At 71.7% G+C, this 17961-nt stretch carries 17 protein-coding genes; 9 read left to right on the top strand and 8 right to left on the bottom strand.

Features of this window, described 5'->3' with window-relative positions:
* Positions 1 to 4 precede the first annotated feature (4 nt).
* The 3 genes from ACFWZ5_RS09665 to aceA all read right to left on the bottom strand — a co-directional run bounded on the left by ACFWZ5_RS09665 (position 5) and on the right by aceA (position 3895).
* Positions 5 to 874: a 3-hydroxybutyryl-CoA dehydrogenase gene (locus ACFWZ5_RS09665; RefSeq protein ID WP_384792112.1), complete on the bottom strand. Its 870-nt coding sequence runs from the start codon at positions 872 to 874 to the stop codon at positions 5 to 7.
* A complete protein-coding gene (locus tag ACFWZ5_RS09660; protein WP_384792115.1) occupies positions 871 to 2481 on the bottom strand; it encodes a malate synthase A in 1611 nt (536 codons plus the stop codon). The genes ACFWZ5_RS09665 and ACFWZ5_RS09660 overlap by 4 nt, the downstream gene beginning before the upstream one ends.
* Positions 2482 to 2566: 85 nt before the next feature.
* Positions 2567 to 3895, bottom strand: coding sequence for an isocitrate lyase (gene aceA / locus ACFWZ5_RS09655; RefSeq protein WP_384792118.1), 1329 nt, complete (start codon positions 3893 to 3895; stop codon positions 2567 to 2569).
* A gap of 346 nt (positions 3896 to 4241) precedes the next feature.
* Between aceA and ACFWZ5_RS09650 the strand changes: the two genes are divergently transcribed.
* Both ACFWZ5_RS09650 and ACFWZ5_RS09645 read left to right on the top strand, forming a co-directional pair.
* On the top strand, positions 4242 to 5678 hold the full coding sequence (locus ACFWZ5_RS09650) for a short-chain fatty acyl-CoA regulator family protein (RefSeq protein ID WP_384792121.1): 1437 nt from the start codon (positions 4242 to 4244) through the stop codon (positions 5676 to 5678).
* A 224-nt stretch (positions 5679 to 5902) separates the two neighbouring features.
* Positions 5903 to 6676, top strand: coding sequence for a hypothetical protein (locus ACFWZ5_RS09645; RefSeq protein WP_384792124.1), 774 nt, complete (start codon positions 5903 to 5905; stop codon positions 6674 to 6676).
* Positions 6677 to 6775: 99 nt separating this feature from the next.
* Here the strand turns inward: ACFWZ5_RS09645 and ACFWZ5_RS09640 are convergent, their stop codons facing one another.
* From ACFWZ5_RS09640 to ACFWZ5_RS09630, 3 genes are all read right to left on the bottom strand, one after another.
* Positions 6776 to 7033, bottom strand: coding sequence for a helix-turn-helix domain-containing protein (locus ACFWZ5_RS09640; protein ID WP_384792223.1), 258 nt, complete (start codon positions 7031 to 7033; stop codon positions 6776 to 6778).
* Positions 7034 to 7357: 324 nt separating this feature from the next.
* Positions 7358 to 7786, bottom strand: a complete 429-nt coding sequence (locus ACFWZ5_RS09635) for a nuclear transport factor 2 family protein (RefSeq protein ID WP_384792127.1) — start codon at positions 7784 to 7786, stop codon at positions 7358 to 7360.
* Positions 7787 to 7915: 129 nt separating this feature from the next.
* A complete protein-coding gene (locus ACFWZ5_RS09630) occupies positions 7916 to 8617 on the bottom strand; it encodes a ribonuclease H (protein ID WP_384792130.1) in 702 nt (233 codons plus the stop codon).
* A 286-nt stretch (positions 8618 to 8903) separates the two neighbouring features.
* Between ACFWZ5_RS09630 and ACFWZ5_RS09625 the strand changes: the two genes are divergently transcribed.
* Positions 8904 to 9386: an ATP-binding protein gene (locus tag ACFWZ5_RS09625; protein ID WP_384792133.1), complete on the top strand. Its 483-nt coding sequence runs from the start codon at positions 8904 to 8906 to the stop codon at positions 9384 to 9386.
* 32 nt (positions 9387 to 9418) lie between these two features.
* On the opposite strand, the gene ACFWZ5_RS09620 is transcribed toward ACFWZ5_RS09625, so the two are convergent.
* Positions 9419 to 9904, bottom strand: a complete 486-nt coding sequence (locus ACFWZ5_RS09620; RefSeq protein ID WP_384792136.1) for a hypothetical protein — start codon at positions 9902 to 9904, stop codon at positions 9419 to 9421.
* A gap of 208 nt (positions 9905 to 10112) precedes the next feature.
* On the opposite strand from ACFWZ5_RS09620, the gene ACFWZ5_RS09615 reads away from it, so the two are divergent.
* The 5 genes from ACFWZ5_RS09615 to ACFWZ5_RS09595 all read left to right on the top strand — a co-directional run bounded on the left by ACFWZ5_RS09615 (position 10113) and on the right by ACFWZ5_RS09595 (position 16998).
* Complete coding sequence (locus ACFWZ5_RS09615; RefSeq protein WP_384792139.1) at positions 10113 to 11264, top strand: DUF5954 family protein; 1152 nt, start codon at positions 10113 to 10115, stop codon at positions 11262 to 11264.
* Positions 11265 to 11464: 200 nt separating this feature from the next.
* Positions 11465 to 14053 carry a hypothetical protein gene (locus tag ACFWZ5_RS09610; protein ID WP_384792142.1) on the top strand — a complete coding sequence of 863 codons (2589 nt, stop codon included), beginning with the start codon at positions 11465 to 11467 and terminating at the stop codon, positions 14051 to 14053.
* Positions 14050 to 15315 (top strand): patatin-like phospholipase family protein, encoded by a 1266-nt coding sequence (locus ACFWZ5_RS09605; protein ID WP_384792145.1) that lies wholly within the window; start codon positions 14050 to 14052, stop codon positions 15313 to 15315. Before ACFWZ5_RS09610 ends, ACFWZ5_RS09605 begins: the two co-directional genes overlap by 4 nt.
* A 147-nt stretch (positions 15316 to 15462) precedes the next feature.
* Positions 15463 to 16617: an abortive phage infection protein gene (locus ACFWZ5_RS09600; protein ID WP_384792147.1), complete on the top strand. Its 1155-nt coding sequence runs from the start codon at positions 15463 to 15465 to the stop codon at positions 16615 to 16617.
* A gap of 126 nt (positions 16618 to 16743) precedes the next feature.
* Positions 16744 to 16998 carry an EF-hand domain-containing protein gene (locus ACFWZ5_RS09595; protein WP_384792149.1) on the top strand — a complete coding sequence of 85 codons (255 nt, stop codon included), beginning with the start codon at positions 16744 to 16746 and terminating at the stop codon, positions 16996 to 16998.
* Positions 16999 to 17015: 17 nt separating this feature from the next.
* On the opposite strand, the gene ACFWZ5_RS09590 is transcribed toward ACFWZ5_RS09595, so the two are convergent.
* The gene (locus tag ACFWZ5_RS09590; protein WP_384792151.1) at positions 17016 to 17399 is read right to left on the bottom strand and encodes a winged helix-turn-helix transcriptional regulator; all 384 of its coding nucleotides are present in this window, start codon (positions 17397 to 17399) and stop codon (positions 17016 to 17018) included.
* 97 nt (positions 17400 to 17496) lie between these two features.
* On the opposite strand from ACFWZ5_RS09590, the gene ACFWZ5_RS09585 reads away from it, so the two are divergent.
* The gene (locus tag ACFWZ5_RS09585; RefSeq protein WP_384792154.1) at positions 17497 to 17904 is read left to right on the top strand and encodes a RidA family protein; all 408 of its coding nucleotides are present in this window, start codon (positions 17497 to 17499) and stop codon (positions 17902 to 17904) included.
* The last annotated feature ends 57 nt before the right edge of the window (positions 17905 to 17961 follow it).

Here is a 17961-nt window from a genome sequence, read left to right as displayed (position 1 = left end):
CCCCTCACCCCTCCTCGTAGGCGTAAAACCCCCGCCCGGACTTACGGCCGAGCAGCCCCGCCTCCACCATCCGCTGGAGCAAGGGCGGCGGGGCGTACAGCGGTTCCTTGAATTCGGCGTACAGGGACTGAGCGATCGAGGCGACCGTGTCGAGGCCGATCAGGTCGGCGAGTCCGAGGGGGCCCATGGGGTGGGCGCAGCCGAGTTGCATGCCCGTGTCGATGTCCGCGGCGGAGGCGAAGCCGGACTCGGCCATGCGGACGGCGGCCAGGAGGTACGGGACGAGCAGGGCGTTGACGACGAACCCTGCTCGGTCCTGTGAGCGGATCGCGGTCTTGCCGAGTGTCGTGGTGACGAAGTCCTCGACGGCCGCCACCGTCCGGGGTGCCGTGTGGAGCGAGGGCACCACCTCCACCAGGGGCAGGACCGGTACGGGGTTGAAGAAGTGCAGGCCGAGTACTCGGTCGGCGCGGCCCGTCGCCATGCCCAGGCGCATGACGGGGAGGGAGGAGGTGTTCGTCGCGAGGACGGCCTCGGGGTCCTGGACGATCTTGTCGAGCGCGGTGAAGACCTCGACCTTGGCGTCCGGGTTCTCCACGACGGCCTCGACGACGAGCTGCCGGTCGGCGAGGTCGTCGAGACGGCCGGTGAACACCATGCAGCCGACGGCGTCCCGCGCCGCCGCCCGGTCCAGCTTGCCGTGCCGCACCGCACGGTCCAAGGAGGCCTCCACCCGCTTCCGCGCGGCAGCGGCGGCCACGGCGTCCACCTCGCACACGACGGTGTCGAGCCCGGCGCGTGCGCACACCTCGGCGATCCCCGCGCCCATCTGACCGCCCCCGACGACGCCGACACGGCGGATGTCCTGGTTCATGACCGTACCTCCGTGCGGCGGACGAGGTGCTGGGTGTAGGGGCCGGGGGTGAAGAAGAGGGGCAACTCCGCTGCGAGGGCGGTCTGTTCGAAGAGGGCCCTGACGTCGTCGACGGCCGCCCAGGGGTACTCGGCGCCCAGGGCGGCGAGCTCGTCGTCGAGCAGGCAAAGGGCCGTCTCCCGGTCGACGGCGCGGTGCCGCAGCCACTGCCAGATCTGTACGCGGGCGACCTCGGCTGTCGCCGTGTCCGCCAGGAGGTCGTGCTCCGCCATGAGTCCGTACAGGGCGACGGTGCCGCTGCCCCGCAGCCAGGCGTCGAAGTAGCGCAGCGCGACGGCGATGTTGGTGCGGACACCGTCCAGGGTGGGCGGCCCGCTGGTGCGGCGCACCGCGAGCAGGTCCGCCGCGGTCACCGCCACGTCGTCGCGGGTGCGTTCGATCTGGTGCGGCCGGGCGCCGAGCAGCCCGTCGAAGACCGCGCGGCAGGCGGGGACGAGCGCGGGGTGCCCGAGCCCGGAGCCGTCGAAGCCGTCCTCGGCCTCGCGTTCCTTGTCCAGGCGGACCGTGGCGCGCGCGGCGTCGTCGGCGGACCGGTCCCTGCCGGGGACGTGGGTGCAGACGGCACCGACGGCGTGCGCGCCGCGCCGGTGGCAGGTGCGCACGAGCAGGTCGGTGCAGGCGCGCAGGAACGGCGCGGTCATCGTCACCCTGGCCCGGTCGGGGAGCAGGAAGTCGGTCCGGTGCCCGAACGTCTTGAGGACGCTGAACAGATAGCCCATGCGGCCGACGGCCAGCCCGGCGCTGTGCTCGCGCAGCTCGTAGAGGATCTCCTCCATCTCGAAGGCGGCGGTGACCGTCTCGACGGCGGCGGTCGCGCGGACCGTGCCGCGCGGGATGCCGAGCAGTTCCTGGGCGAGGACGAAGACGTCGTTCCACAGGCGGGCCTCGTACCGGTTCTCCAGCGCGGGCAGCGAGAAGTACGGGCCGAGACCCGCGTCGAGCTGCCGCCGGGCGCAGTGGAAGAAGTACAGGCCGAAGTCGACGAGGGCGGCGGGGACGGGCCGCCCCTCGAACTCCAGGTGCTCCTCCGCCAGGTGCCAGCCACGCGGGCGGACCATGACGGTGGCGAGCCGGTCGCCGGGCCGGAAGCCCTTCTCGTACGCGCTGGTGAAGTCGGTGCGAAGCTCGACGGCGTCGAGCAGGTTCAGCTGCCCGCCGACGACGTTGTCCCAGGTGGGCGCGGTGGCGTCGGCGAAGTCGGCCACCCACACCTGCGCGCCGGAGGTGAGGGCGTCGACCGTCGTGCGCCGGTCGGGCGGGCCGGTGATCTCGACCCGGCGGTCGGTCAGGCCGGGAGCGGGCGGCGCCACCCGCCAGGACGGGTCCGCGCGGACGGCGGCGGTGGCGAGCGGGAAGTCGAGCGGGGACCCGGCGGCGATCCGGATCGCCTGCCGCCGGCGCTCCTTCAGGAGCTCCCGGTGGCGTTCGCCGAAGGCGGCGGCCAGTCGGCCGACGAAGTCCAGGGCCGCGGGGCTGAGGATCTCCTCGTGGCGGTGGCCCGGTGCCGCGAGGAGACGGACGTGGTGGGTCAGGGCGCTGGTGGACATCAGGTCCTCCGTGAGGTGTGTGGGTGGCCAGGGAGGGCCGGGCGGGGAGGTCGCCCGGCCCTCGACCGGGCCCGAGGACGGCGGCCTAGTGGAACTGCTCCGCCTCGGTGGAACCGGTCAGCGCGGTCGTGGAGGAGGCCGGGTTGACGGCGGTGGACACCAGGTCGAAGTAGCCGGTGCCGACCTCCCGCTGGTGCTTGACCGCGGTGAAGCCGTGCTCCTGCGCGGCGAACTCCCGCTCCTGGAGGTCGACGTACGCGGTCATGCCGTGCTCCGCGTAGCCGCGGGCGAGGTCGAACATGCCGTGGTTGAGGGAGTGGAAGCCGGCAAGGGTGATGAACTGGAAGCGGTACCCCATGGCCCCCAGCTCCCGCTGGAACTTGGCGATCTGGTCGTCGTCGAGCGCCGCCTTCCAGTTGAAGGACGGAGAGCAGTTGTAGGCGAGCAGCTGGTCGGGGTAGCGGGCGTGGACGGCCTCGGCGAACTCCCGGGCCTGGTCCAGGTCCGGGGTGCCGGTCTCCATCCACAGCAGGTCGGCGTACGGGGCGTACGCGAGGCCGCGGGCGATCGCCGGGGCCATGCCGTTCTCGACGCGGTAGAAGCCCTCGGCGGTGCGCTCGCCGGTGCAGAAGCGGGCGTCGTGTTCGTCGACGTCGCTGGTCAGCAGGTTCGCGGCGAGCGCGTCGGTGCGGGCGACGATGAGCGTGGGCACGCCGGCGACGTCGGCGGCCAGCCGGGCCGCGTTGAGGGTGCGGACGTGCTGGGCGGTCGGGACCAGGACCTTGCCGCCGAGGTGGCCGCACTTCTTCTCGGAGGCCAGCTGGTCCTCGTAGTGGATGCCCGCCGCACCGGCCGCGATCATCGCCTTGGTCAGCTCGAAGGCGTTGAGCGGGCCGCCGAACCCGGCCTCGGCGTCCGCGATGATCGGCGCGAGCCAGTCGGTGGCGTCGGCGCCGCCCTCGGCGGGGGCGCCCTCGGCGGTAGGGCCCTCTGCGGCGCCGCCCTCTGCGGTGGCGATCTGATCGGCGCGCAGCAGCGCGTTGTTGATGCGGCGCACCACCTGGGGAACGGAGTTGGCGGGGTACAGGCTCTGGTCGGGGTAGGTGTGCCCGGCCTGGTTGGCGTCGGCCGCGACCTGCCAGCCGGACAGGTAGATCGCCTTCAGGCCCGCCTTGACCATCTGCACCGCCTGGCCGCCGGTCAGCGCGCCGAGCGCGTGCACGTAGTCCTGCTCGTGCAGCTGCCGCCACAGGAGCTCGGCGCCGCGCCGGGCCAGCGTGTGCTCCTCCCGCACGCTGCCGGAGAGCCGTACGACGTCCGCGGCGCTGTAGGTGCGCTCGACGCCCTGCCAGCGCGGGTCGTTCGCCCACTGTCGGGCAAGCTCGTCCGCCGCCTGGGGTGCTGTCTGCGTCATGACCGTCTCCTGGAAGGTGGTGAACCGAAGGATGGGAAGAGGGAGGGGAAGGGGTGAGGGGAAGGCGGTGGACCGCAAGGTCCGCACACGGGCTGCGAAAGGTGTGAAGGCCTCATGGTCGCTCCGCGATGCGCGGCCCGCCGTGCCCTCTGACTGGTGAGCGGAGCGGAGCTGCCGAGGTCCGGCGGGCCGCGGTACGACTCTGGCAGTGGCACTGAGTGCCAACAACCTTGGCTCGGTGCCAACTTCTGCGAATCTTCCCGGCTCGTTCTGCCAAGGTTGCGAAGGCGGTGGGGGGATAGGCTGCTGCCGGATGCCAGGCACAGGTCCGGAAGGGGGCCCGGGAATGGGCAAGACGTACGCGGGGGCGCGGCTGCGGCGGCTGCGCGAGGAGCGCCGGATGAGCCAGGCCGAGCTGGCCCGCGTCCTGGCCGTGTCGCCGAGCTATCTGAACCAGATCGAGCACGACTCCCGGCCGCTGACCGTGCCCGTCCTGCTGCGCCTGACCGAGGCGTTCGGGGTGGACGCCGCCTTCTTCTCGGAGCGGGACAGCAGCCGTCTCGTCGCCGACCTGCGCGAGGCCATGGCCGACGAGGTGGCCGCGGGCCGCGTCTCCGCCACCGACCTGTCCGAGCTCGCAACGCGGCTGCCCGCCGTCGGCGACGTACTGCTGCGCCTGAGCCGCCGCGGTCACGCCCTGGCCGAGCAACTGGCCCAGGCGTCCGACGACCGCACCGCCACCGACGAGGCGTCCCCGCGCACGCCGCACGAGGAGATCCGCGAGTTCTTCTACCGCCGCCGGAACTACCTCCACGAGGCGGACACCGCCGCGGAGGACCTGGCCGCACGCCTGGGCATCCGCCCGGGGGAGGTCCTGCGCGCGCTCACCACCCGCCTCGCCGACCGGCACGGCGTACGGACCGTCGACGCCGCCGACGAGGGGACCGTGGCCGACGGGGACAGCCCGCACCGCTACGACCCGGCGTCCCGCACGCTGCGCCTTTCCCCCCGCCTCCGTCCCGGCCAGCGGGCGTTCCGCATGGCCACCCAGCTGGCCCTCGTCGAGTACGCCGACGAGCTGTCCCGGCACGCCTCCGAGGACTTCGAGGAGGGCTCAACCTCCTGGGAACTCGCGCGCATCGGCGTGGCCAACTACTTCGCCGCGGCGCTGATCCTGCCGTACGCCGCCTTCCACACGGCCGCGGAAGAGGTGCGCTACGACATCGAGCGGCTCACCGACCGCTTCGGCCTCGGCTACGAGACCGTCTGCCACCGCCTGAGCACCCTCCAACGGCCGCGCCTGCGCGGTGTGCCGTTCTCCTTCGTCCGCGTGGACCGCGCGGGGAACATGTCCAAGCGCCAGTCCGCGACCGCCTTCCACTTCTCCCGGGCCGGCGGCACCTGCCCGCTGTGGAACGTGTACGAGGCGTTCGCCGCGCCCGGCCGCATCCAGGTCCAGATCGCCGAAATGCCCGACGGCCAGCGGTACTTGTGGACCGCACGCACGGTCACGCGGGGCCGGGGCGGCTGGGGCCACCCCGGCAAGACCTTCGCGATCGGCCTGGGCTGCGAGATCCGCCACGCCTCCCGGCTCGTCTACTCCGACGGCCTCGACCTGGCCAACGCCACCGCGGCGACGCCCATCGGCATGGGCTGCCGGGTCTGCGAACGCCTCGACTGCCCGCAGCGGGCGGTCCCGCCGCTCGGGCAGCGGCTCGCTGTCGACGAGAACCGCAGTACGTTCGTGCCGTACCCGGTCGAGCAGGGCGGGCCGACGGCGTAGCGCGCCGCATGATCGCACGGCCTGTCACATGCTTCGAGCATGTTTGGCGTGATGTCGTCTGTGCCCGCCGACCGGGATTCCGTTTCCGTCTCGGCCAGGCTGACCTGGTGGGAGCATCCTCTTATGACCGTAGCGGGGGCTACGCGTCAACTAGGCAGTGTGGTCCGAACGTTGGCTGACAATCAGCAGTCTGCGGCAGCCGGACCAGTGCCGAGGGGGGCATCGTGACAGGTAAGGAATGGTGGCTGCCGGTTGTCGTCTGCGCGGCCGTGACATGGGTGGCTCTGCTGGTCCGCTTCTGGGGGGAGGGCCGCCTGCTCGGGACGTGGATGTCCCGGTGGTGCGCGATGGTGTTCGTGGCGTGGACGGCCTTGCTGGCGGGCATGGCCAGTTTCTGGCTCACGCCGTATGCGTCCCATGTGCCACCGGCCATCGTGGGCGCCGTCGTCGGCTGGGCCCTGGTCTCGTCGGTCGGCAAGGAGCAGGAGAGACAGATGCAGACCGCTCCGCTCGTGAAGCTGCTGACCTTGTACGACTCGGTCCTGCTCGAGCGGCTCGCCGAGCAGCTGAAGGACGACGAGGCCACGTGGTGCGAGGGGCTTGCTCAAGGCTTCTGCGAGAGCTTCGAGTTGCAGTGCTTCATAGACGACATCCAAAAGCGCCTCCTGCTGCGGGTGGACGTGGCGGGCAGACCCGTACAGCGGCAGAAACGGCTGCGGCAGCACATCAACGAACGGCACAGCGAGGCCCAGAACGCCGTCAACGAGTGGGCCACCCAGGAGAAGCTGAGAGGCTACGGAGGGACGCTCACCGCGGCGGAGGCCGAGCGCAAATGCCTCAAGGCCCGGGGCGAGGCGGAGCAGCGCTGCTGCCATCTGCTGGGCATCGCCTACAAGGCGGGGAAGCGGTCGACGGACCGTGAGATCACCGAGCTCAAGACCCGGCTCGCCCATGGCAGGGCGCACCAAGGAATGACCGGCGACTGCGCGCGCGGCTGAGGAGCCGCGCCGCACGAGGCGGGACTGCCGCGCCACCGGGGACTGCTGCGCCACCAGGGGCCGCTGCGCCACCAGGGGCCGCTGCGCCGCCTGGGACTGCTACTTCGCCGGGGCGAAGGGGCGGACCGGCCCGCCTTCGGTCCGTGCCGAACCCTGGCTCGGCTGCTCGGCCGGGGGCGGGTCGAAGAAGCTGACCTCGACGCTCATCTTCAGGGCCCCGGCTATGTTCGCCAGTGAGTGCAGCGTGAGGTTCTCGTCGCCCGAGAGGATCTGGCTGACTCTGCCGGGCGATACGCCCATGAGCTCGGCGAGTTGAGTGCGGGTGATGCGCCGCTCGGCCAGCAGGCCCGCCACCATGACGGACACGTCGCGAGCGAGCTGTGCCCCCGTCAGGTCGTCCGAGCGCCCTCTTGCGATGTCTGCAAGCCAACCCATCGCTACCCCCAGCGATCTCGGCGCCTGACCAGAATCCCTACCTCTGAGAGGATGCCACGTTTAGGCATGCCTAAAGGCCGCATAAGGCAAAGACTTGGCCCGCCGTCAAAGGGGCGGCGACGCGTCGGTCCTGTGACCAGCATCGACGTACGCAGCGAATGTTTTCGGCCATCCTCGCGGAGTGGCCGGTATCGCCTTCGCGAGGGTGGCCGGCCCTCCGCCGCCCGAACGCATGGCCGGAAATCGTCAGAGGTTGTCTCCCCAGCCGCCCTGGATCATGGTCTGGAACGCCCACGTCCCGTCCCGCTTCAGCAGGATGTCGGCGTACCTGAGCTGCTGGGTGTGGCCGTCCGTCGTCATGGTGGAGTCCGTGAAGACCACGGCCATGGAGGCCGACAGGAACACCGGGGTCCGGGTGGACTCGAAGGTGATGTCCTGACTGCCGTCGCCCATCACGTGGGTCATGGTCGCGGTGAACTGCTGCCGGTCCCACTGCGCCGACCGGCCGTTCCCCGCGGAGTCGTCGCTCACCAGGTTGAGCGGGAACACCGCCATGTCCGCCATGCGCTCCACGTCACGCTTGCCGCTGGCTTCGTCGTACTCCGCGAACCAGGCGTCCAGGCTCGCGCGGTCCTTGGCGGTGGGGGTGTATCCGGTGTCGGGCAGGTGGGTCACGCAGGCTCCTTCGGGTGGCGGTCACGCTGGGGCGATCGCGTAGTCAAGCTTGACTACGCAAGGAAAGGTATACCGCTGGCGCGCCGTAGTCAAACTTGATTAACCGTTTCCGAGGGCGGGCTATTTCTCCTATGCGCCCGCGCCCGCGCACTCGGGGTGGCCCCAGCTGCGGGCGCCCTTCGCGATCTGCTCGCCGACCGCGTAGTCACGGCCGCACGCGCAGGTGCCCTTGAACTTCGCGGAGATCGTCCGGGGTCCCGACTGGCTGCGTCGCGCGCCGGTGCGGGCGGCGGGGCGCTTCGGGCGGTCGCCGCCGGCCGGTGCCGCGGGCACGGAGGGGACGGCGCTCGCGCCGTGGGCCGTGCCGTCCGGCTCCTGAGCGAGCGCCGCCTGGCTCGCGGCGTGGTCCGCGATCGCGTTCAGAGGGTCGCCGTCGACCTGGTGGGCGGGGACGTAGACGAATTCGACGCTGCGGCCCTGGAGCCGTTCGTCGATCGCCTGGACGAGCTCGCGGTTGGCCACGGGCTTGCCGCCCGCGGTCTTCCACCCCTTCTTCTTCCAGCCGGGCAGCCAGACCGTGACGGCCTTCATCGCGTACTGCGAGTCCATGCGCACCTGCACGGGCACGTCCGCGGGGACCGATTCGAGCAGCTGGTACAGGGCGGTGAGCTCGGCGACATTGTTCGTGGCCACGCCGAGCGGCCCCGCTTCCCAGCGCACGGGCACACCGTCGGCGTCGGCCACGACCCAGGCCCAGGCCGCCGGGCCGGGGTTGCCCTTGGAAGCTCCGTCACATGCCGCGATCAGCTGTTTCTTCATGCCCTTGATCATGCCAGGGTGGCCGCCGCGTCGGCTCCGGCGGGCCGGGCAGGCGTCCGCACGCACCCGCCGACGCCCGGGGGAGGGGTGGGCGTATGCTGCGCGTCGCGGCCGGTGTCGCCGTGGGCCGCTGGTGGTGGCCGCGGTGCCGCCCGGTCCCGGCGGGACGGCAGGAGCGCGGGGGAAGCGCCCGCCGTCGAGCCGGGGACCGAACAGAAGAAGAACGGCCGGCCGCCTCTCGCCGCCGGGCCGGGTACGTCGGTCCGGACGCCCTGACTTCTCCTGCCACGAGGTGACGATGAACGAGCCTGCCGACGACTTACGTACCGGCCTCGCCGCTGATCTCGAGGTCACACTCGGCCGCCGAGCGGTGCTGTGCGTGACCGGCCGCATCGGCGCCGCGGAGACCGTGAGCGCCGCTCTCACCGCCCTGGGCCGCTCACCCGTGTTCCTGAACACCCCTTACGGCGCGGCGGCCACCACGTCGGACTTCGCCCGCGCGCTCTACACCGCCCTGGAGCTCCCGGGGCCGATCCCCTGTGACCTCACGGGAATCGACCAGTGCGTCGACGCGCGCACCCGCGGCGCGGAGCCCGTCCTGGTCGTCCCCTCCGCGGAGACCCTGCACGGCCCCGTCCTCCGGGAACTCGTATGCCGCTGGACCCGCACGCCGGGCCCCTGCCCTCTCATCCTCACCGGCACCGACCAGCTGCGGGAGGCGCTCGCCGACGCCGGGCTCGGCGCCGTCGTCCTCACCTGGCGCGCGCTGGACGTCGGATGAGAGCCGGGCGCCCGCATCGCCGCACGAGGTGATCAGGCCCGAGGCGTCAGCTCCGTGATCGTCCTCCGCTTGTCCGGGTCGCCCACGCACCCCAGGAGCCTGCCGTCCTTGCCGCGGAGGAACATGCTCGGCCCGGCCATGGCCCACGGAGGCATGTCCATCGCTACCTTCCTGACCTCGATGTCCACCTCCGACCATGCGTACGCGTACATCCGGCCGTTGCCCTCGCGCAGGACCACGCCCCGCTGGAGGCAGTACAGGACGGGGAGCCCGCGCAGGACCCTGCGATGGTGCAGGCGTCCGAGCGCCGCCATGGCGACGGACAGGAGCAGCACGAGGGACCCGGCCGCGTAGAACTCGTCGGCCCACAGCCCCACGCCGACCGCGAGCGGAAGAAGCGTGAGGAGGGTGAAGGCGAACACGCCCGCGCCGGGCGCGCCGGGCCGGTGCGTCAGGACGAGCCGCCCGAGCCCGCGCTGCTCCGCGAGGCCGTCGACGGCGACAGGCAGTCCCTCCACGTTCCCGCCTCCTCACGGTCCGGTGTGAGTGGTCGGCAGCGGCTCGCTGTGCGGAGAAATCCCGCTTCTCCAGGCTCAGTTCCCGCTGCGGACGGGGCCGTAACGTCTCCCGGCCGCGGGCGTGGAGGCCGACCGGGCCGTGTCACTCGACCCGGTTCAGGTCGCCGTTTCCCGGTGCGGCCGCCGCATGTTCGGGCACAGTCGGTACATGACCGGTTACGAGGACAGCGTGCCCAGCTATCTCACCTTCCGGGTGGCACCTCAGGACGGGCCCGTCGCGGCCTTCGCCGAGCAGGAGGCCTGGGAGGCCCGCGAGCGGTACCCCGATCTCATGGGAGTGGGGCTTCCGGAGTTCTTCTACGCGCGCGAACGCGAGGCGGGCGGCTGGGAGTTGTCGGAGTACGGCGACGGCACGCCCCAAGGGGCGCGGGACTCGCTGGGGTCGTGCTTCCGCAGACGCGCCAAGGCGGCCGCCGACGGCGGCGAGGAACAGGCGCGGAAGACCTGGATGGCGGCGGCCCTGCGGATGGACCGGGAAGTGGTCGACGAGCTCCGTGTCGGCGGCGAGCGGTTCCGCGTCGTGCGCGCCGCGCGGTTCATCCGCATGGGGCGCAGCGGCCCCGAACCGCCCCGGCCCTCCGACCCGGACCCGGCCGAGGTGGGCGAGTCCCACGTGGTGCGGTCCCGCACCAAGGGATTCGTCGTCGATCCGTACGTCAGCACGGGGCTTTCGGACAGCCTGCTGAAGCTGGACCTCGTGCAGTTCGTGGGGACCGTGTCCGGCGCGCCCGCGGAGGTGCGGGACGACGCGTTGCGGGCCATGGCGCGCTATCCGGGCGGCGTGCTGCTGCCCGCGGTCTTCATGGTCTCCGAGCGTGTGGACGGACGCTGGAAGGCGCACAACCCGGGTGCGGCGGACGCCACGCCGCAGGGTGCGCGGGACGGCCTCGCCCGATGGCTGCGGGTGATGGCCCCGTTCACCCTGAGGCTCACGGACGACAAGCGCGCGGAGTACGCGCGGGCCGCCGACGCCCTCGACGCGAAGCGCGGCAACGGACTGAGCGTGGACGGCTGTCGCTACCGGATCACCCGCGTCGAGCGGCTCATCCGCATCGGCCCCGACGGCCCCGAGGGCCCGCGCCCCTCCGACTTCGACCCCGAGCCGCCCGTGGCGGTCCACACGCGCCAGCTCAAGGAGCAGGGCCTGTGGAAGGAGGAGGACGAGCCGCTCGAACTCGACGAGCGCGCCCTGGAGTTGCAGGCGCTGTTCGAACAGGAGGAGCTGCGGCGGACCGCGGCCAGGGAGCGCAGGGAACGCGAGAAGCGCGAAAAGCGGGAGGCGCGCAAGAAGCACCCATGACCCCGCCCCTCCCGTCCCAGGCAGACTCACGGAGACGGGAAAAGCGACATTCTGCGTATGCCCTCCCCGGGTGAGAACTGCGACAGTTCCTACCCGTCGTACAGCGCATCCGGGGGGCCGCGATGTCCAGTGAGGTCACTCGCTTCCAGGTGGCGCGCGCACCGCAACGCGGATGCCTCCCCGGGCAGGGGCGGCCTCCGGTGCGCCTGGAGTCCTGGCTTGCCGACTCGGACGTGCTGCCCCGCCTGCGGGCCGTGGACAGCGACGCGAGCGGCGAGGCGGCGCGCCTCGTTCCGGGCGTCCCGCCGGACCGCCCGCTGCTGTCCGTCGAGGCCACCGGGGTCGCCGACGCCGAGCCCCTGGCGAAGCTGGACGCGTGGCTGCGCTGCGCGGAGAACCGCCCCCACCCCCGCGACCTCCGCGAGGCGGTGCGCCGCTGCTTCGACCGGGATCCGGACGAGGGCGACCGGTCACCGACCCCCACCGGATTCCCCGCCGACGACCCCCTCTACCCCACCGCCCGCGCCCTCGCCGAGCAGCTCATCGCCATTGGGCACATCGAGGCGCCGCCCACCACCCAGCACACCGTGCTGCGTTCGGTCCTGGTCCTCGCTCTGGTCGAGCTGGTCCTCACCGACCGGGGTGTGCTGCGTACGGAGGACGACGTGCTGTGGGCGCTGCGCGACCGTCTGGTCCTGCTGCCGGGGCAGCTGTTCCCGCTGCCGTCCCGCGCCGCGCTCGTGCGGCAGCCGGGCTTCGCCGATCTGTACGTCGTGCGCCAGGAGTGGAACCGCTATGTGCCCGGCGAGATCGCCCACATCGAGAACGTCCTGGCCCATGAGCTCAAGGAACGGGTCCTGACCCGCACCGACGAGACCGAGACCACGCTGAGCGTCAGCACCGAGCGGGCCGAGACCCAGGAGCGGGACACGCAGTCGACGTCCCGCTTCGAACTCACCGAGGAGAGCACCGCGGCGACGTCGACCGGTGTCCACCTCGAAGGACAGGTCGACACCTCGGGCCAGTACGGACCGACGCAGGTCACCACCCACCTCGGCGGCAGCCTCGACTTCTCCGCCGAGGAGTCGCAGCGGCACGCGACCCGGCAGGCCACCGAGATCGTGTCGCGCGCGGTGCACCGCGTCGAGCAGCGCACCCGCGAGGAGCGCACCACCCGCACCCTCACCCGGGTCGAGTCCAAGGACACCCACAGCCTGCGGGCAAAGGACACGCCGGTCGTCGGGATGTACCGCTGGGTGGACAAGGTCGTGCGGTTGCAGACGTACCGCTATCCGCACCGCTTCCTCCTGGAGTTCGAGGTCCCCGAACCCGCCGCGTATGTGCGCTGGTTGGAGAGGACGGGCCAGGACGGCGGGTACGTCACCCCCGAGCCAGCGCCCTTCACGCGCAGCGGCGACCCCGCCGACGCGGACACCCCGGCTCTGCTGCCCACGGACATCTCGGAGAACCCGGAGGACCCCGCCTGCTACCTCAAGCTGGCCGCGCGCTGGCACGCCGTCGGCATCACCAAGCCCCCCGCCCCCGAGGTCACCGCCCACGGCTACCTGCACATCCCCGCCACCGACCCGAGCGGCGACAAGACGTCGCACGATCTGTGGATCACCCCGCTGGAGGGGACCACGAGCGGCACCGGCGGCGTGGAGGGCGCACCCGTCACGGTGCCCCCGGGATACCTCGCCGACTCCGAGTGGTCCGGCTGGTGCATGGCCTGGGACCAGGACGACAGCGTCCGCCCAGGCTGGAACGCGACCAAGACGCCGTCCTGGGAAGGAGTCGCGCCGGCCGCCGCGCTCACCGTGGGCGACAGCGCGAACCTGCCCGCCGACGCCGACCCGGGCCAGGTGCGGAACAGGGTGATCGCCTGGGGCGAGCGCAGCTGGATATCCAAGCCGATCAGCGGCCGCCTCGAAGGCCGCCGCGTCGGCAAGCTGCCCATCACCGTGCTCGCCGCGAACTTCGGCATGTTCTCGGCACAGATCAGGGTGCGCTGCGTACGGCAGGCGGCGGCACTCCTCGACTGGCAGCTCGCCACGTACGAGAAGCTCCGCACCGCCTACTTCGAGCTGCTCCGCGCCCACCAGCGGGAACGCGCCGAGCGCGAGGTCCGGGCGGGCATCCGCATCGACGGCCGGAGCCCGCTGGACAACGCCCGGGTCGTGCGCGAGGAACTCAAGCGCCAGGTCGTCGAGTTGATGCTCGGGAAGCGTTACGAGGGCTTCGACAACCTGGAGTACGACACCGACGCGCGTCCGCACACGAACACCAAGGCGACCCTGGCCAGCGCCGCCGTGATCCAGTTCGTGGAGCAGTCCTTCGAATGGGAGAAGCTCACCTACGTCCTGTACCCCTACCTCTGGGGGGCCGGCAAACGCTGGGACGAGCTCCAGCGCAGCGCGTCGGCGGACCCCGACTACGCCCGCTTCCTGCGGGCGGGGTCGGCGCGCGTGGTGCTGTCCGCGCGTCCGGGGTTCAGCAGACAGGTCCTGTACTTCCTGGCCACGGGGCAGCCCTGGACGGGCGGCGCCGCTCCGGCACCCGGCGACACCGAGTACGTCACGGTGGCCCAGGAGATCCAGGCGCAGACCGGCGCCCCGGACGACGGCGAACGGGTCGGCTCCTCCTGGGAGGTACGGCTGCCCACCACCCTCGTCTGGCTGGACCCCGACCCCGACCTGCCCAAGGAGAACTCCGAGGCGACCTTGCCGGATCCGGAACCGGATGGGGACCTGGACGAGAAGGCGGCCACCACCTCGGCGGGGCGGCGGTGAGCGACACGGACCGGCGGCGCAAGCTGCGTCCGGAAGACGTCCGGTACCTGGCGCTGGAAGGCGGTGGCGGCAAGGGGCACGCCTACCTCGGCGCCATCGAGGCCCTCGAAGAACTCGGTGTGATGAACCAGGTCAAGGGGTACGCCGGGGCGTCGGCGGGGGCCATCACCGCGCTCATGCTCGCCACCGGCATGCGCAGCGCCAAGATCCGCGCGTACATGGAGACCACCGACTTCGACGCTTTCTTCGACCCGCCCGAGCCGCGCGGCAGGCCCGAAGCCGGCACCGGCGGCCGCCTGGTGGAACCCCAGTGGACGCAGAAGGAGAAGAACCTGCTCCTGTTCTTCGACGTCGCCAAGCCGCTCCTCAACAAGATCGCGGCGGTCGTGGCCGACGCCGTGGCACCCGAGCTGGTCGCCGAGGTCACGTCCAAACGCGACCGGCAGCCCTTCAAGGCCCTCCTGGAGAACTGGCCGCGCTATCTCACCTTCCTCGGCCGGGACATGGGGCTCTTCGAAGGCGCGGAGGCTCGGCGTGCCTGGGACCGCCTCCTCACGGCGCGGCTGCAGTCCCGGGTGTACGCGCCGAACGCCCACAACCTCACCTTCCGCGAGCATGAGCGCCACTTCGGCACCGTCCTGCTGATGACCGGGTCGAACCTGTCCACCGGGCGCACCGAGATCTTCTCCGCCGAGCACACCCCGCACTTCCCGGTGGCCGACGCGGTCCGCATCTCGATGAGCCTGCCCTTCATCTACAAGCCGTACGTCATCGACGGGAACCGACCCGGCTGGCCCCCGTGCGGGACGTACGTGGACGGCGGGCTGTGGAACAACCTGCCCTTCCGTGAGTTCGACGAGGGCCCCGACCCGCAGTCGGCCGCTCCGCCCGCCTCGGCCGCGGCACCCGCACCGGTCACCGGTGTCACCCCGCGTACGCTCGCCCTGAGGCTGACGATCGACGCACCCTTGCGCGTACGCAACCTGGGCGGCCTCCTGAAGCGTGCCGGGATGCTCGGCCTCTTCGGCACGGGGGAGTCCCAAGTGCTCTCCACCTACACGAACCAGACGGTTCTCCTCGACACGGAGGGCCTGGACCTCGTCGACTTCACGCCCCCAAAGGAAGCGAAGGAACTCGCCGTCAAGCGTGCCCGCCGTGCCGTCTACCGCTACTTCGACCGCCCTGTCCTCCCGAAGGACGAGGACCCGGCCGACGACGCGGAGGTCGAGGCCCGCTGGCGGGACAGCCGGGCCTGCGGATAGCAGACTTCGGCGGGAACGGGCACCGCGGCGGTGTCGACTTTGGTTACCGCCGCGGCGACCGATGGCCGATGATCAGCGCCCCGCCGACGGCCGACGCTGGAACCGTCCTGATGGCGACGGTGGGAGCACACGATGCGGAACGAGGGCATGACCCGGGGGAGTTTCCTGGCCGGGGCGGCGGCGGTGGGAGCCACCGCGATGGTGGGCACGGCCTTGTCCGGGCAGCCGGCGGCGGCCGCGGCGCGCCCGGGCGGCGAACGGGCGGACGCCCGGCGCGGGTTGACGTACCGGGGCGTGCTGTACGAGTGCGCGGACGGCGAGACGCCGGACACGGGGTGGAACCGCGCGCGCATGCGGTCCGACCTGCGCGCCATCAGCGGCGAACTGCACGCGAACTCCGTCGTGGCGTACGGCACCGGCGTCGAGCGCCTGACGGCCACCGCCACGGAGGCGGCCGAGCGCGGGCTGCATGTGTGGCTCCAGCCGCGCCTCGCCGACCTGCCCGAACGCCAGATCCTGGACCATCTCGCCGAGACCGGGCGGCAGGCCGAGCGGCTGCGCCGTCAGGGCGCGCGGGTGCATCTCAGCGTGGGCGCCGAGTTCGTGCTGTTCGTGCCCGGCATCGTCCCCGGCGACAACGCACTCGAACGGGTCGAGAACATGCTCAAGGGCAACTGGGACCCGGCGGCGGCACAGCGCAAGCTCGACCGGTTCATCCCGCTGGCCGCCAGGACCGCCCGCCGGGTCTTCCACGGCCCGGTGACCTACGGCTCCGCCCACGGCGACGTCGTCGACTGGCGCCTCTTCGACATCGTCAGCGTCAACTACTACTCCTCCTTCGCCGATCCGCGCAGACACGTACGCGAGCTCAAGCCCTACCGGAAGTGGGGCAAGCCCGTGGCCATCACCGAGTGCGGCAGCTGCACCTTCCTGGGCGCGCCCGACGAAGGAGGCATGGGCTGGAACGTCGTCGACTACAGCAAGCCCAAGCCGGAGATCCGCCCGGGCATCCAGCGCAGCGAGCGCACCCAGGCCCGCTATCTGACCCAGGTCCTCGACGTGTTCGAGCGCATGAACCTGCACGCGGCGATGGTCTACGAATTCGTCAGCCCGGACGCGCCCCACCGCCGCGCACGCCGCTACGACCTCGACATCGCCAGCTACAGCCTCACCAAGGCGATCTGGCGGACCGAGGACGCCCCGACGGCCCGCTGGCACTGGGAGCCCAAGGAGTCCTTCCACGCGGTGGCACGGCACTTCGCACGGGCCGAGCGCCGGGCTGACCTGGGCGTACGAGGGTAGGGAACCAGCCGGGGGCGGAGGACGTTGAGGTTCGTGAGCCAGGCGGGCCGGGCCCGCCCGCCGCGCCCAGGGACTTCCGCCCCACTCCGAGACTTCCGCCCCACCCCGAGACCCAAGGACCCCACGATGAGCGACAAGGCCCGCAAGCTGTTCGAGGCCCTCGACCTCGACGAGAACGGCACGCTGACCCGCGAGGAAGTGATCATCGCCCTGCGGACCAAGGGCCCGACCCTGGCCGCCTCCGGCGACCTGCCGTTCTGGGGTCTGGGCGACGTCGAGGACTCCTCGGCCCTGTTCGACGCCGCCGATCAGAACGGCGACGCGGTCCTGACCCTGGAGGAGTTCACGGCGGTGGTGGACCGCCGCTTCGGCTGGCGCTGATCATCGGCCGGCGCCGCTCAGGCGTCGAAGCGGTGGCGGGCGGTCTCGATGTGGCCGAGGTACCGCTGGGTCCAGGCGCACATTCCGTCGACCGTCTGCCGCAGGGCCAGGCCCGCCGCGGTGAGGGTGTACTCGACCCGCGGCGGCACCGTGGGGTGCACGGTGCGGTCGGCCAGGCCGTTGCGCTCCAGCATGCGCAGGTTCTGCGTGAGCATCTTGTGGCTGATGCCCTCGACTGCGTCGCGCAGCTCGGTGAAGCGCAGGGTGCGCTCGCCGAGGGCCTCGATGATCAGGAGTGCCCACTTGTTGGCGACGTCCGAGAAGATTTCCCGAGCCAGGGAGTCCGCGCGCCTCAGGTCGGCGTCCTCGGGCAGGCCTTCGAGCAGCTGCTTGGTCACCATCAGGTTCCCCAGTCACTGAAAAGTGCGTTCTTCCATGTCAGCGGCCACTCTCCTACGGTTTCCGAGTAACCACAAGAGACCGAGAGAGGGTTACGACATGGCCATCACCCTGGTGAACCCCGGCGGACTGCCGACCGTCGACGCCTACCGGCAGGTGTCCGTCGCGACGGGGTCGAAGCTCGTCTTCGTCGCCGGTCAGGTCGCCTGGGACGCCGACGGGGCCACGGTCGGCGAGGGCGACCTCGCCGCGCAGGTCGAGCGGTGCTACCTCAACGTCGGCACCGCCCTGGCCGAGGTCGGCGGCTCCTTCGACGACGTGGCGAAGCTGACCGTCCACGTCGTCGACTGGACCCCCGACAAGATGCCCCTGCTCCTGGAGGGGATCACTCGGGCGGCCGCGAAGCTGGGGGTCACCCCGACTCCGCCGGCCACGCTCCTGGGCGTCGCCGCGCTGGACGTACCCGAGCATCTGGTCGAAGTCGAAGCCACCGCGGTCATCGACTGAGCAGGCCGGACAGGCCGGACAGGCCGGACAGGCCGGACAGGCCGGACAGGCCGGACA

Source organism: Streptomyces sp. NPDC059003 (assembly GCF_042740445.1).
Lineage (GTDB): Bacteria > Actinomycetota > Actinomycetes > Streptomycetales > Streptomycetaceae > Streptomyces.
This window is presented reverse-complemented; position numbering and strand designations above follow the sequence as displayed.

Coding starts and splice junctions, on each gene's coding strand:
- ACFWZ5_RS09665 (WP_384792112.1), bottom strand. CDS start 874: ATGAACCAGGACATCCGCCGTGTCGGCGTCGTCGGGGGCGGTCAGATG.
- ACFWZ5_RS09660 (WP_384792115.1), bottom strand. CDS start 2,481: ATGTCCACCAGCGCCCTGACCCACCACGTCCGTCTCCTCGCGGCACCG.
- aceA (WP_384792118.1), bottom strand. CDS start 3,895: ATGACGCAGACAGCACCCCAGGCGGCGGACGAGCTTGCCCGACAGTGG.
- ACFWZ5_RS09650 (WP_384792121.1), top strand. CDS start 4,242: ATGGGCAAGACGTACGCGGGGGCGCGGCTGCGGCGGCTGCGCGAGGAG.
- ACFWZ5_RS09640 (WP_384792223.1), bottom strand. CDS start 7,033: ATGGTGGCGGGCCTGCTGGCCGAGCGGCGCATCACCCGCACTCAACTC.
- ACFWZ5_RS09630 (WP_384792130.1), bottom strand. CDS start 8,617: ATGATCAAGGGCATGAAGAAACAGCTGATCGCGGCATGTGACGGAGCT.
- ACFWZ5_RS09625 (WP_384792133.1), top strand. CDS start 8,904: ATGAACGAGCCTGCCGACGACTTACGTACCGGCCTCGCCGCTGATCTC.
- ACFWZ5_RS09615 (WP_384792139.1), top strand. CDS start 10,113: ATGACCGGTTACGAGGACAGCGTGCCCAGCTATCTCACCTTCCGGGTG.
- ACFWZ5_RS09600 (WP_384792147.1), top strand. CDS start 15,463: ATGACCCGGGGGAGTTTCCTGGCCGGGGCGGCGGCGGTGGGAGCCACC.
- ACFWZ5_RS09595 (WP_384792149.1), top strand. CDS start 16,744: ATGAGCGACAAGGCCCGCAAGCTGTTCGAGGCCCTCGACCTCGACGAG.
- ACFWZ5_RS09590 (WP_384792151.1), bottom strand. CDS start 17,399: ATGGTGACCAAGCAGCTGCTCGAAGGCCTGCCCGAGGACGCCGACCTG.
- ACFWZ5_RS09585 (WP_384792154.1), top strand. CDS start 17,497: ATGGCCATCACCCTGGTGAACCCCGGCGGACTGCCGACCGTCGACGCC.